This window comes from Phytobacter sp. V69, from assembly GCF_965644215.1.
Lineage (GTDB): Bacteria > Pseudomonadota > Gammaproteobacteria > Enterobacterales > Enterobacteriaceae > Phytobacter.
Map to the genome: position 1 here is coordinate 20,502 of NZ_CBFFRL010000007.1, position 13,921 is coordinate 34,422.

At 53.4% G+C, this 13,921-nt stretch carries 13 protein-coding genes; 5 read left to right on the plus strand and 8 right to left on the minus strand.

All coding sequences use genetic code 11. The features are described 5' to 3' along the window. Window positions 1-7 precede the first annotated feature (7 nt). On the plus strand, window positions 8-1,393 hold the full coding sequence (gene gspE / locus ACSZPU_RS02025; RefSeq protein WP_498994946.1) for a type II secretion system protein GspE: 1,386 nt from the start codon (window positions 8-10) through the stop codon (window positions 1,391-1,393). Continuing rightward, window positions 1,383-2,585 carry a protein transport protein HofC gene (gene hofC / locus ACSZPU_RS02030; RefSeq protein ID WP_498994948.1) on the plus strand — a complete coding sequence of 401 codons (1,203 nt, stop codon included), beginning with the start codon at window positions 1,383-1,385 and terminating at the stop codon, window positions 2,583-2,585. Before gspE ends, hofC begins: the two co-directional genes overlap by 11 nt. Before the next feature lie 32 nt (window positions 2,586-2,617). Here hofC and ACSZPU_RS02035 read toward each other — a convergent pair whose 3' ends face one another. Beyond that, window positions 2,618-3,661: a GMP reductase gene (locus ACSZPU_RS02035; protein ID WP_498994950.1), complete on the minus strand. Its 1,044-nt coding sequence runs from the start codon at window positions 3,659-3,661 to the stop codon at window positions 2,618-2,620. Window positions 3,662-3,991: 330 nt separating this feature from the next. Here ACSZPU_RS02035 and coaE point away from each other — a divergent pair, with 330 nt between their 5' ends. The 3 genes from coaE to yacG are packed head-to-tail and all read left to right on the plus strand — an operon-like array spanning window position 3,992 to window position 5,559. After that, complete coding sequence (gene coaE, locus ACSZPU_RS02040) at window positions 3,992-4,612, plus strand: dephospho-CoA kinase (RefSeq protein WP_498994951.1); 621 nt, start codon at window positions 3,992-3,994, stop codon at window positions 4,610-4,612. Then, on the plus strand, window positions 4,612-5,355 hold the full coding sequence (zapD, locus tag ACSZPU_RS02045) for a cell division protein ZapD (RefSeq protein ID WP_498994954.1): 744 nt from the start codon (window positions 4,612-4,614) through the stop codon (window positions 5,353-5,355). The genes coaE and zapD overlap by 1 nt, the downstream gene beginning before the upstream one ends. A 9-nt stretch (window positions 5,356-5,364) precedes the next feature. Next, a complete protein-coding gene (yacG, locus tag ACSZPU_RS02050; protein ID WP_498994999.1) occupies window positions 5,365-5,559 on the plus strand; it encodes a DNA gyrase inhibitor YacG in 195 nt (64 codons plus the stop codon). A 39-nt stretch (window positions 5,560-5,598) separates the two neighbouring features. Here the strand turns inward: yacG and mutT are convergent, their stop codons facing one another. The 7 genes from mutT to ftsQ all read right to left on the minus strand — a co-directional run bounded on the left by mutT (window position 5,599) and on the right by ftsQ (window position 13,921). Continuing rightward, a complete protein-coding gene (gene mutT, locus ACSZPU_RS02055; RefSeq protein ID WP_498994956.1) occupies window positions 5,599-5,988 on the minus strand; it encodes an 8-oxo-dGTP diphosphatase MutT in 390 nt (129 codons plus the stop codon). Between the two features lie 63 nt (window positions 5,989-6,051). Further along, entirely contained in the window at window positions 6,052-8,757 is a 2,706-nt protein-coding gene (gene secA / locus ACSZPU_RS02060) for a preprotein translocase subunit SecA (protein ID WP_498994958.1), read from the minus strand. A gap of 59 nt (window positions 8,758-8,816) precedes the next feature. After that, a complete protein-coding gene (gene secM / locus ACSZPU_RS02065) occupies window positions 8,817-9,317 on the minus strand; it encodes a secA translation cis-regulator SecM (protein ID WP_498994960.1) in 501 nt (166 codons plus the stop codon). Window positions 9,318-9,603: 286 nt separating this feature from the next. Beyond that, entirely contained in the window at window positions 9,604-10,521 is a 918-nt protein-coding gene (gene lpxC, locus ACSZPU_RS02070) for a UDP-3-O-acyl-N-acetylglucosamine deacetylase (protein WP_498994963.1), read from the minus strand. 100 nt (window positions 10,522-10,621) lie between these two features. Further along, complete coding sequence (gene ftsZ, locus ACSZPU_RS02075; RefSeq protein WP_498994966.1) at window positions 10,622-11,773, minus strand: cell division protein FtsZ; 1,152 nt, start codon at window positions 11,771-11,773, stop codon at window positions 10,622-10,624. A 61-nt stretch (window positions 11,774-11,834) separates the two neighbouring features. Next, entirely contained in the window at window positions 11,835-13,091 is a 1,257-nt protein-coding gene (ftsA, locus tag ACSZPU_RS02080; RefSeq protein ID WP_498994967.1) for a cell division protein FtsA, read from the minus strand. Continuing rightward, window positions 13,091-13,921, minus strand: a complete 831-nt coding sequence (ftsQ, locus tag ACSZPU_RS02085) for a cell division protein FtsQ (RefSeq protein ID WP_498994969.1) — start codon at window positions 13,919-13,921, stop codon at window positions 13,091-13,093. Before ftsQ ends, ftsA begins: the two co-directional genes overlap by 1 nt.

Sequence of the window (13,921 nt, forward strand, 5' to 3'; positions counted from 1 at the left end):
ACAGCCCATGCGCCAGGATAAACTCACTACGCTGTGCAAACGCCACCATGCATGCCTGCTTAACAGCGACGAAAAGATGCTCACCATTGCCGTTGTGGGCAATCCTTCAGCAGAGTTGCTGGAAGCCTTACGCTTCGCCACGCAAAAACGGCTCGATATCGAGTGCTGGACGCAGGAACAGATGGACAGCCATCACCAGCAATCCGCCGAAGTACATCCCATTGTTCCTGCGGAGGATCCAGGTTCAGCGGTCGAATTGCTTGACCAGACGCTACAGCAGGCCCTGAACCAGAGGGCATCCGACATCCATTTTGAACCCTCCGAACATGCCTACCGTATCCGGTTACGCGTTGACGGTGTGCTGCATGCCCTGCCTCTGGTTTCCGGCACGCTCGCCAACACGCTGACCGCGCGCCTGAAAGTATTGGGAAATCTGGATATTGCGGAGCGCAGGTTGCCGCAAGACGGGCAGTTTAGTATCACGCTTAACGGACAAGAGGTCTCTTTTCGCATCGCCACGTTGCCCTGCCGGCATGGTGAGAAAGTGGTGCTGAGGTTGCTGCATCAGGTCAACCAGGCGCTCGATCTCCACCAGCTTGGGATGACTCAACCCCAACTGGCGCAATTCCAGGAGGCGCTGAACAAGCCCCAGGGGCTGCTGCTGGTCACCGGACCGACGGGTAGCGGGAAAACCGTTACCCTGTACAGCGCGTTGCAGGCTCGCAATAAGCCGGAGGTCAATATTTGCAGCGTGGAAGATCCGGTGGAGATCCCGCTCAACGGTCTCAATCAGACACAAATTAACCCGCGCGCCGGACTGACGTTCCAGAACGTGTTGCGGGCTTTTTTACGCCAGGATCCGGATGTCATTATGGTCGGCGAGATACGCGACGGTGAAACGGCGGAAATCGCAATCAAAGCCGCGCAAACCGGGCATCTTGTCCTGTCGACGCTTCATACGAACTCGACAACCGAAACTCTGGTGCGTATCCAGCAAATGGGCGTCGCCCGCTGGATGATCTCCTCTGCGCTCTCTTTGGTGGTTGCACAGCGACTGGTACGCAAACTGTGCCCCTATTGTCACCGTCGGGAGCAAGAGGACGTTAACCTTCCGGCTGCGCTCTGGCCGCGACCGCTACCGCGCTGGATATCGGACGGCTGTGAACGCTGTTATCACGGTTTTTACGGACGGATGGCGCTGTTTGAAGTCCTGGAAATAGACAGTGAACTCCGCCAGACGATTGCCAGTGGGCTCCCGGCCAGTGACATTGAAAGGCAATCTCGGGCAGCGGGTATGACGACACTGTTTCAAAACGGCTGCCTGGCGGTAGAAAAAGGGCTTACCACCTTCGAAGAACTGGTCCGCGTTTTGGGTATGCCTGATGGCGACTAAGCACCTCTGGCAATGGTCCGGACTGGACGATAACGGTGAACAGCACGAGGGCATTCACTGGGCAGAACGGCGCAGCGAGGTGCTGTTCACTTTGCAACAACGGTGCATTCACCCACTCTCGCTTCGACGTCGTCCGGTACGTCAGGCTCAGTGGCGCGGCGAACACAGTAGCGAAATCATTCACCAGCTTGCCACATTGCTGCAGGCAGGGCTGACGCTGCCTGATGGCCTGCAACTACTGGCAAAACAGCTGCCTTCAGCTCAATGGCAGGCGCTATTACACACACTGGCGGAAAATCTGGCGCAGGGTGAGACATTCTCTGGTGCGCTATCGCGCTGGCCCGAAGTCTTCCCGCCACTTTACCTGGCGATGATACGGACCGGCGAGCTCACGGGGAAACTCGATGAGTGCTGCTTTAAGCTCGCCAGTCAGCAAAAAACGCAGCTTGCCCTGGCGCGGAAAGTGAAAAAAGCGCTGCGCTATCCGCTTATCGTCCTGATGCTGGCATTCATCTTGGTGCTGGCAATGATCTACTTCGTGCTCCCGGAATTCGCCACCATTTACCAGACATTTAATACGCCATTGCCTGCGCTCACGCGTGGGGTGCTTGCGTGTGCGGATATCCTGCAACAGGGCAGCATCCCGTTAATCATCGGTTGTCTGGGTCTTGCTCTTCTGCTTGGCCGCTTGCAGAAACATCCGGGCTGGCTGCGTTATCAGCAGCGTATCCTGCTCGCGTGTCCATTGATGGGGCCGCTTGTGCTTGGGCAGAAACTCAGCCAAATTTTTACCGTATTATCGCTGACGCAGCGCGCGGGGATCACCTTCTTACAAGGGCTGGAAAGTGTGAAAGAAACGCTGACGTGCCCGTGGTGGCGGGACATTGTTGAGGCGATACATCAGGACATTACGCAGGGCCAGCCGATTTCAGCCGCACTCAGCGCCAGAGGGATTTTTACGCCGTTATGTATTCAGCTGGTCAGTACGGGGGAAGCGTCGGGTGCGCTGGACAACATGTTACTCAACCTGGCGAACCATCACAGCGAACGCACGCAGCATCAGGCCGACGGACTGGCGTCGATGCTTGAACCTTTACTGCTAGTCGTAACGGGCATTATTGTCGGCACGCTGATCGTTGCTATGTACCTGCCGATTTTCCATCTGGGGGATGCCATGAGTGGCGTGGGATAAAATAGGCGCAGCGAACTGCGCCTGCAAACCGATTAGAGGCTATTGAACACGCGGTTTTCTTGTTCCTGCACGCGGATAAAGGTCGTGCGTTTGGTCAACTCTTTCAGGCGAGATGCACCGACATAAGTACAGGCTGAACGCAAGCCACCGAGAATGTCACGCGCGGTGTTTTCGACCGGCCCGCGAAGCGTCAGCTTAACGGTTTTGCCTTCTGCAGCACGGTACTGCGCCACGCCACCAACGTGACGGGTCATTGCCGACTCAGAACTCATCCCGTAGAACAGCATGAATTTTTCGCCATTCTCTTCAACGACAGTACCGCCGCTCTCTTCGTGCCCTGCCAACATACCGCCAAGCATAACGAAGTCTGCGCCACCGCCGAAGGCTTTCGCCACGTCGCCAGGCACAGTGCAGCCACCATCGCTGACGATTTGTCCACCCAGACCATGCGCCGCGTCGGCACATTCAATAACGGCAGACAGCTGTGGATAACCAACACCGGTTTTAACACGGGTGGTGCATACTGACCCAGGACCGATACCGACTTTCACGATATCCGCGCCGGAGAGAATCAGCTCTTCACACATTTCGCCGGTCACGACGTTGCCTGCGCAGATCGTTTTGTTCGGCCAGGCTTCGCGTGCTTTCGACACGAACTGCACGAAGTGCTCGGAATAACCATTCGCAACGTCAATGCATACGAAATTCAGTTGGGAATGCAGCGCCAGAATTTGTCTGGTCTTTTCGAAGTCGGCATCTGAGGTGCCTGTTGAGACCATTACGTGGCGCAATACATCGTCAGATTCGCGCTGAACAAATGCTTTCCAGTCTTCAACGGAATAATGTTTATGTACCGCAGTCAGAATATCAAACGAAGCCAGCGCTTTCGCCATGGCAAAAGTACCAACGGTGTCCATATTGGCAGCAATTACCGGTACGCCAGACCAGGCCTGTCCTGAATGCTTAAAGGTAAACTCGCGTTCCAGCTCAACATCGGAACGGCTTTTGAGGGTAGAGCGTTTAGGGCGGATAAGAACGTCTTTAAAGCCTAATTTCAGATCTTCTTCAATACGCATGTGCGGATTCCTGGGGTTAATGGCGAACAACGCAGACTTGCAAACACACAACTCCAGTGAAGCTATCATACGCACTAATCAGGACTCCGCAAGACTGCGAAATTCTCTTTTTTTACGCTACAATCCTATAAATTTACTTGGTGAAAGGGCAAGATTAGCCGCATTTACGTAAGTTATTCTTGCTCAAATTACAACCTATTGATTCAACTTATAAATGCATACTCATTTTTACGCGTTTCGCTTACTGAAGACGTTAGCAAAAGCAAACGGGCAAAATTGAAAACGTGTGGGTTATGATTTTTTCTTACCGACTTTTTGAGATCAGGCGCTATGGGGTATACGGTCGCTTTAACCGGAGGTATTGGTAGCGGCAAAAGCACGGTCGCAGATGCATTCGCCCGTTTTGGTGTTGATATTGTCGATGCGGATATTATTGCCCGTCAGGTTGTGGAGCCGGGATCTCCTGCATTGCATACCATCGCGGAACATTTTGGTTCAGACATCCTCACACCTGAGGGGGCACTGAATCGTCGCTTATTACGCGAACGTATTTTTGCATCTCCAGCCGAGAAAATCTGGCTCAATGGTTTGCTGCATCCATTAATACATCAGCAAACCCAGCGGCAAATCGCCGGGGCTACCTCACCCTATGTGTTGTGGGTTGTTCCTTTATTGGTTGAAAACCAATTGCAGAGTAAAGCCGATCGGGTATTGGTTATTGACGTCTCTCCGGAGACACAGATTTTGCGAACGATGCAGCGTGACGGCGTAAGCCGCGAAAATGCTGAGCATATTCTGGCGGCGCAAGCGACACGCGAAGCACGCCTGGCCGTTGCGGATGATGTTATTGACAATAATGGCGCACCAGATGCAATTGCATCGGATGTTGCCCGCCTGCATGCCGTTTATCTGAGCTACGCATCGCAGGCAGTATCACAGGAAAATCCTTAATGCAGACCCACGTCCTATTTGAACACCCGCTCAATGAAAAGATGCGCACCTGGCTGCGTATTGAATTCCTGCTCCAGCAGCTGACCGCCCGACTTCCCCTTGGCGATCATGCAGATGCTCTGCATTTCTTCCGCAATGCCGGTGAGCTGCTGGATATTTTCGAGCGCGGCGATACGCGCACCGAATTGCTTAAAGAGCTGGAACGCCAGCAGCGTAAATTGAAAGCCTGGGCCGAAGTGCCTGGCGTTGATCAGGGACGTTTCGACGCTATTCGCCAGCAGTTAAAAGAGACCAGCAGCATGCTGATGGCGGCACCTCGCATTGGCCAGCTTCTGCGCGAAGACCGCTTAATTGGCCTGGTACGCCAGCGCCTGAGCATACCTAGCGGTTGCTGCAGCTTTGATTTACCCACTCTGCATGTCTGGCTGCATTTGCCGCAGGCTCAACGCGACGAGCAGGTAGATATCTGGCTGTCCAGCCTGACGCCGCTCAACCATACGTTGTCGCTGATTCTGGATTTGATCCGTAATTCAGCCCCGTTCCGTAAGCAAACCAGCCTGAATGGTTTTTACCAGGGTAACGGCGAAGATGCCGACCTGCTTCGCCTGCACCTGGATTTAGACAGCCAGTTATTCCCACAAATTTCGGGGCATAAAAGTCGTTTTGCGATCCGCTTCCTGCCACTCGACAGCGAGAATGGCATCGTTCCGGAACGTCTGGATTTCGAACTGGCGTGTTGTTAAGGAGAGATGATGTCAGACGCAACCCGTGTTAATTGCCCGACCTGCGGCAAAAGCGTGATATGGAACGAAACCAGCCCGTTTCGTCCGTTCTGTTCAAAACGCTGCCAGCTTATAGACCTGGGTGAATGGGCCGCAGAGGAAAAACGCATCCCGAGCGCGGGAGACCTTTCCGACAGTGACGACTGGAGTGAAGAGCAGCAGTAAATAGTACGGTGGCGGGGAAACCCGCCACTCGTGACTTAATCAGGCGTTCGCCAGTTTTGAGATGACCGGCTCATTGGCCGGCGGGAATTCATCTGCCACCAGCTGAGTCTGGTGGATCCAGCGCCCAGGTTGTCCCTCTTTCCCCCAGGGCTCCCCTTCCCACTGCTCAACAAGATAAAACCAGAGCGTGATGTGACGATCCGGGAAGTGATATTCCAGTTTGTCGAACAGCGTGGTCGAACCGGCGTTAATGCCGACCTCTTCATGTAGCTCACGAGCGACGGCCTGTTCCGGCGTTTCGCCTTCTTCAATTTTACCGCCAGGAAACTCCCACTTATTCGCCATATGCGCATCGGCTGCGCGCTGGGTAATAAAGATTTCTCCCTGTGGGTTGCGAATGATCCCGACGGCGATTTGCAGTATTTTCATTGTCGTTACTCCATAAAAAAGGCGCAGATATCTGCGCCTTTCTTTATTTATTCGTACCTTAGCTTAGCTCAGACGGCCATGGCACTGTTTGTATTTTTTACCTGACCCACACGGGCAAGGGGCATTACGACCCACTTTACGATCGCCAGTCTGTGCTGCCAGCGCTGCCGCCGCCTCAGATTCGTCATCGCGGTGGCTAAGCTGCTGCATCTGCGCCAGACGTTCTGCTTCTTCGCGACGCTGCTGTTCCATCGCTTCAACTTCTTCCGGCATGCGCACCTGAACTTTGCTCAGGGTGCTGATCACCTCATATTTCAGTGATTCCAGCATCGCCGCAAACATAGAGAAAGATTCACGTTTGTACTCTTGCTTCGGATCTTTTTGCGCATAGCCACGCAGATGGATCCCCTGACGCAGATAGTCCATCGCCGCCAGGTGTTCTTTCCACAGTGAATCCAGCGTTTGCAGCATGACGCCTTTTTCGAAGTGACGCATCATTTCCGCGCCAACAACTTCTTCCTTACGGCCATAGACTTCAACAGCCTGAGTCAGGATACGTTCACGCAGAGTTTCTTCGTGCAGTTCCGGCTCTTTATCCAGCCAGTCAGCAATCGGCAGCTCAAGGTCGAAATCATTTTTCAGGCGTTCCTGCAGGCCAGGAACATCCCACATTTCTTCCAGCGACTGCGGCGGAATATGGGCATCGATGGTCGCCTTGAACACGTCTTCACGAATGCTGTTGATGGTCTCGCTCACATCGGACACATCCAGCAGTTCGTTACGCTGAGTGTAGATTGCGCGACGCTGATCGTTCGCTACGTCATCGTATTCCAGCAGCTGTTTACGAATATCGAAGTTACGGCTTTCCACTTTACGCTGCGCGTTGGCAATCGCCTTGGTCACCCACGGGTGCTCAATCGCTTCGCCCGGTTTCATACCCAGCTTACGCATCATATTCGAAACACGATCCGAGGCGAAAATACGCATCAGCGCATCTTCCATAGACAGGTAGAAACGGGAAGAACCCGGGTCACCCTGGCGACCAGAACGGCCACGCAGTTGGTTATCGATACGGCGAGATTCGTGACGCTCGGTACCAATGATGTGCAGGCCACCCGCAGCCAGTACCGCATCGTGACGTACCTGCCAGTCGGCTTTGATCTGAGCAATCTGTTCCGGCGTTGGGTCGGTCAGCTCAGCGACTTCTGACTGCCAGCTACCACCTAACACGATATCGGTACCACGACCAGCCATGTTGGTCGCGATGGTGACCGCCGCGGTATAACCCGCCTGGGCAACGATGTCGGCTTCTTTGGCATGGAACTTCGCGTTCAGTACGTTGTGTTTGATACCTGCTTTCGTCAGCTCATTCGAAACCACTTCGGATTTCTCAATGGAGATCGTACCCACCAGAACCGGCTGGCCTGCGGCGGTACGCTCACGAATATCTTCGATAATGGCCTGAATTTTTTCCGCTTCGGTCATGTAGACCAGATCCGGCATATCTTTACGGATCATCGGGCGGTTAGTCGGTACCACTACGGTATCGAGCTTGTAGATCGAGCTAAATTCGAATGCTTCGGTATCCGCAGTACCGGTCATCCCCGCCAGTTTCTCGTACAGACGGAAGTAGTTCTGGAAGGTGATAGAAGCCAGCGTCTGGTTTTCATTCTGAATTTCCACACCTTCTTTGGCTTCCACAGCCTGGTGCAGACCATCAGACCAGCGACGACCCTGCATGGTACGACCGGTGTGCTCATCAACAATGATAACTTCACCGTCTTTAACGATGTAATCCACGTCACGGGTAAACAACGCGTGCGCACGCAGTGCAGCGGTAACGTGGTGCATCAGCATGATGTTGGCCGGAGAATACAGGGACTCGCCTTCGTCCATAATGCCTTCGTTAACCAGCAGCTCTTCAATCAGCACCAGACCACGTTCGGTCAGGTTAACCTGGCGCGCTTTTTCATCCACTGAGAAGTGCCCTTCACCCTGGAAGGTATCAGAGTCTTCTTTCTCCTGGCGAACCAGGTGCGGGATGATTTTGTTCACCTTTTTGTACATTTCAGAACTGTCTTCAGCCGGACCGGAGATGATCAGCGGTGTACGAGCTTCATCGATGAGGATGGAGTCCACCTCATCCACCAGCGCATAGTGCAGTTTGCGCTGTACGCGTTCCTCCGGGCTAAACGCCATGTTGTCACGCAGGTAGTCAAAACCGTATTCATTGTTAGTTCCGTAGGTGATATCTGCAGCGTAAGCTTCGCGCTTCGCCACAGACGGCATCCCCGGCAGGTTGATCCCGACGGTCATGCCCAGGAATTCGAACAGTGGGCGGTTGTTTTCGGCGTCACGCTGCGCCAGATAGTCGTTCACGGTAACTACGTGAACACCTTTGCCGCTCAGTGCGTTCAGATACGCAGGCAGTGTTGCGGTCAGGGTTTTACCTTCACCGGTACGCATTTCTGCGATGCAACGTTCGTTCAACACCATGCCGCCAAGCAACTGGACGTCGAAGTGGCGCATACCGAAGACACGTTTACTGGCTTCGCGCACCACGGCAAATGCTTCCGGGATCAGGCTTTCAACCGTTTCGCCTTTTTCAAGACGACCACGGAACTCAGCCGTTTTTGCTTTCAACTCGTCGTCTGACAGCTTTTCCATTTCTGGCTCCATCGTATTGATGAGGCCAACCGCTTTGCGCATACGACGCAGTGTACGATCGTTACGACTACCGAATACTTTTGTTAATAATTTGATAAGCATAATAAAATCTCAAACGCCCCGCTCTGCGGAGTCACAAAATTAGTTGAAGGATAAATTTTTCAGCTAAGGCGTTGAGGTCCGGCGCGAATGCCATGAACCTGGCTAATCCAGGCCCGGACGCTAAATGCGGAGTGGGTGGGGAAATCAGTATCGAATGTCTGGCTAACAAGCGCCGACGGCCTCTGTTCCTGGGTCAGCAGCGCGCTGAGCGTATCCAGCAGAGCGAGATGATGTGCCTGCAGAGGCATCGGTTCTTCCACGACGGGTAACGCCTGCGGCGCCATCGCGAAAGAGAGATGTCGAATAACGGTACGAATGGCATGCTGGTGCCAGTAATCAACGGTGAAGTTTGGACGACGAGTCCCTTCGAGCAGCGCGAGGTTGGTGAAGTTGACGCTACCCGCGCCTTCAAGCTTGCGAGTCGTTTCTTTAGCAGGTTCAGTGTGATTACTGCTGCTGAGCGCAGGCATGCCGAAGCTTGCCGCGACCATCCCTAATAAGAGATGCGGCCAGAAATAACGTCTGCCAAGTTGTCGCCAGCGCGTCAGAATTCCGCTCACTCAGTCCACCAAAAAATCACTATTGCCCGTTTTTTACTTCGGTATGCGTTATTTTGCGCAAAGATATTACCATTAATGCAGCAGGAGGGCAGCGATTATCAGGCGCTCAGGGGAATAAAAACGGCCAGGAAAGCAGCAATCGCACTCATTGAATGATAAAAAAGATCTTCATGAACCGAAGCGGGGCAAAAGGACAGATTTTTAAATAAAAATCGACTGGCACCCCTGGCAGGAGAGAGTGTGCCAGGTGAACCAGTCGAATTTGCGTCTTACTTGTTGTCTGGTATTACGCCAGAACCATCGACGGTGCTTTGAACGCCAGCGGCAGTTCAGCATCGTCTTCGAAGGTCACATATTCCCAAGCTTCCTGTTTTGCCAGGACTGCCTGCAACAGTTTGTTGTTCAGTGCATGACCGGATTTAAACGCGGTAAACGCACCGATGATATTGTGACCACACATGAACAAGTCACCAATCGCGTCGAGCATTTTGTGACGAACGAATTCATCCTCAAAACGCAGACCGTCTTCGTTCAGTACGCGATAATCGTCAACAACGATGGCACAATCGAAGCTGCCGCCCAAGCACAAACCACGGGACTGCAGATATTCGATATCACGCATGAAACCGAAGGTACGCGCGCGGCTAATCTGGCGCATAAATGCGTCGGCAGAGAAGTTCATCGCGTAACGCTGGGTGCTGGCATCAATCGCCGGGTGGTTAAAGTCGATGGTAAAGTCGAGCGAGAAACCGTTGAACGGTTTGAACTCTGCCCACTTATCGCCGTCTTCAACACGGACCGTCTCTTTGATTCGCACGAATTTCTTCGCACTGCGCAGTTCTTCGATGCCTGCATCCAGCAGAAGATAAACGAACGGTGCAGCACTGCCGTCCATAATCGGGATTTCCGGCGCATCGACTTCAACAATAATGTTGTCGATCCCCAAACCAGCCAGAGCAGCGTTTAGATGCTCTACGGTTGAAATCCGCACGTCATGCTCGTTCACCAGACACGTACAGAGCATTGTATCACGCACAGATTTGGCATCAGCCGGGAAATCTACCGGTGGATTCAAGTCAGTGCGACGATAGATGACCCCGGTATTGGCCGGCGCAGGGCGCAACGTCAGTGTGACTTTCTTGCCGGTATGTAAACCGACGCCAGTCGCCTGAACGATACGTTTAAGTGTCCTTTGTTTGATCATCGTATAATCTCGCCTAATTACCCATCCAACCGAAGTGTACTACACAATCGGTGGGGCAGTTTAGCACAAAGAGCGAAGATGCCCAAATTCCAGCGGATTCTTAATCAGCTTGCTTACGCAAAAACGCTGGAATATCCAGATAATCCGGTTCCTTGGTAGTCTGCGGCGTATTGTCGTTGACCACTTTGGACTGCGGTTTCTGCTCCTGTTGCATTGTCGGCAAACCGTGCTGCTGGTAGCGATCCATCACTGGTTGTTGCTGCTGTTTGTTGGTCACCAGCGTGATTTCAGGACGTTTGTCCATACCAATACCGGTTGCCACAACAGTTACGCGCAGCTCATCATTCATGTCCGGATCCAGCGAGGTACCGATAACAACTGTAGCGTTATCAGATGCGAATGCACGAATGGTGTTACCCACGGTTTCGAACTCATCCAGGCGCAGGTCGAAGCCCGCGGTGATGTTAACCAACACGCCACGCGCACCGGACAGATCGATATCTTCCAGCAGCGGAGAAGAGATCGCCATTTCTGCGGCTTCTTCTGCGCGGTCTTCGCCTTTCGCAACACCCGAGCCCATCATGGCATAACCCATTTCGGACATCACGGTACGCACGTCAGCAAAGTCGACGTTCATCAGGCCCGGACGGGTAATCAGTTCGGCAATACCCTGCACCGCGCCTTTCAGTACGTCGTTCGCCGCACCGAATGCATCCAGCAGAGAAATACCGCGGCCGAGAACTTTCAGCAGTTTGTCGTTCGGGATAGTAATCAGAGAGTCCACATGTTTGGACAGCTCGGCGATACCCTGCTCAGCGAATGCCATGCGCTTCTTGCCTTCAAAATTGAAAGGCTTAGTCACAACAGCAACCGTCAGGATACCCAAATCTTTAGCCACTTCCGCAACGACCGGTGCCGCACCCGTGCCGGTGCCGCCACCCATACCCGCTGCGATAAAGACCATATCCGCACCATCCAGCGCAGCGCGCAGTGCTTCACGGTCTTCTTCAGCCGCATTACGACCGACTTCCGGGTTAGCCCCAGCGCCCAGACCTTTGGTGATACCACCGCCGATCTGAATGGTCTGACCCACCGCAGTCTTACGCAACGCCTGCGCGTCGGTATTCACTGCGAAGAATTCAACACCCTCAATGCGCTCGCGCACCATGTGTTCAACGGCATTACCGCCGCCGCCACCGACGCCGATGACTTTAATCACCGCGTCGTTGGTCAGTTCCATAGGTTCAAACATAATTTCTCTCCGTTTTGTGCCTGTCGCCTGAGACCGTTAATGTGCCCCGGTCTCTGAAAAATTAAAATTCTTTACGTAGCCAGCTGTTGATTCGCTTAAACCACGAGCCGACTGATACGCGTTTTTCCACTTCTGCTTCACCACTTAAATGGGTTTCTTTCCCGTAGTGCAGCAATCCCACTGCCGTTGAATAGTACGGCTCCTGGGCGTAATCCGTTAAACCGGTAATATTGAGCGGCGCGCCAATACGCACTTGCGTATGGAACACGCGCTGGGCGCAGGCTGCCAAACCTTCAATTTGCGCTGCCCCGCCCGTTAATACAATCCCCGCCGCCAGATGATGTTTCACCCCTTGCTGGCGAAGCTGCTCTTGTAACTGCAAAATCTCATCATTCACCAGATTGAGCAACTCGGTATAACGCGGCTCAATCACGTCTGCCAGCGTCTGACGCTGCAGGCTGCGCGGCGGACGTCCGCCCACGCTCGGCACTTCAACGCTCTCATCTTTACCGACGATGGAGCCGAGCGCACAACCATGGCGCACTTTAATGGCTTCTGCATCGCTTGGCGGCGTACCGAACGCATACGCGATATCGCTGGTTACCACATTCCCTGCATACGGGATCACTTTCGTGTGGCGCAGCGCTCCGCCTGTATAGACGGCCATATCCATTGTACCACCGCCGATGTCGACAACGCAGACACCCAGCTCACGTTCATCTTCCGTCAATACGGAATAACTGGACGCCAGCCCGGCGAAAATAAGTTGGTCAACTTTCAGACCGCAACGTTCCACCGCTTTAACAATGTTTTTCGCCATGTCGTTATGACAGGTGATCAGATGCACTTTCGCCTGCATACGCACACCAGAAAGCCCCACCGGGTTTTTAATGCCTTCCTGGTAATCAATAGCATATTCCTGAGGAATAACATGCAGAACGCGGTGTTCATCACGCACACGCACCGATTTCGCCGTGTGCACCACATTCTCCACATCTTCCTGCGTCACTTCTTCTTCTGAAATCGGCACCATACCAATTTCATTCTGGCAGCTAATGTGTTTACCCGACAGTGCCAGATAAACAGAAGAGATCTGGCAATCGGCCATCAGTTCGGCCTGATCAATGGAGCGCTGAACGCATTTCACCACGGATTCCAGGTCGTTAACGCCGCCTTTATCCATACCACGGGACGGGCAACTACCGACGCCGATGATATTGACCATACCGTCGGGCAGAACTTCCCCTACCAAAGCGGCTACCTTCGCGGTGCCAATCTCCAGTCCTACTACCAGTTTTCTGTCCGTCGCCTTGATCATTATTGTTCTGCCTGTGCCTGATTCTGTTGCTGATTAGGGTCCTGAACTGGGGCTGGTTTCCAACCAACCGCCGCGCCAGAGTCATAGCGTAAATCCACGTAGCTAATGTCTTTGTGATCGGCCAGCGCCTGCTGTTGCAGAACCGGGTACAGTTCAACAAAGCGCGCCAGACGTTTCATCGTATCGCCACGGCCGAGATTGAGCTTAATATCGTTGCTCAGCGTCACCTGCCACGACCGCCGGGCAGTCATCGCTGCCTCTTTCAACGTGAATTTATCCTTCGCCAGCACCTGTCCCATGTCATGGAAGCCCTGTAAAACTTCGCTCTCACTTCCTTCCGGGCCATACAGCATGGGTAAAACCTGCTTGCTGGTACGATCTGCCGGAACGCTGAACGAATTACCGTCCATGTCCATCATATGCTGATCATTCCAACGTGCTATGGGCACATATTCAACCAGATGAATCTTCAATTCATCAGGCCATTGCTTTCTGACACTGGCCTGCTTTATCCAGGGCAACCGTTCAATCTGGCTCTGGATAATATTGACGTCCTGCGTCATAAACGTGCCGGGTGCGCCGAGCGCCAGAATTGACTGGCGAATATCATCGTTGCGGGTGTAATGACGATCGCCTGTCAGCACCAGCTTCGACAACGGTAAACGTTGCGCATCTTCCATCCAGCCCAGGACTACCCAGCTGCTTGCCAACACGGTACACAGCACCGCCAGCAGGAACACGATTCCTGCAAGACGCGTTCCATTATTGCGACGGGAGGAAGGGACCTGCTCGACATCGCGATTTCTCGTGTTCAGCGCAGCCTGAGACAT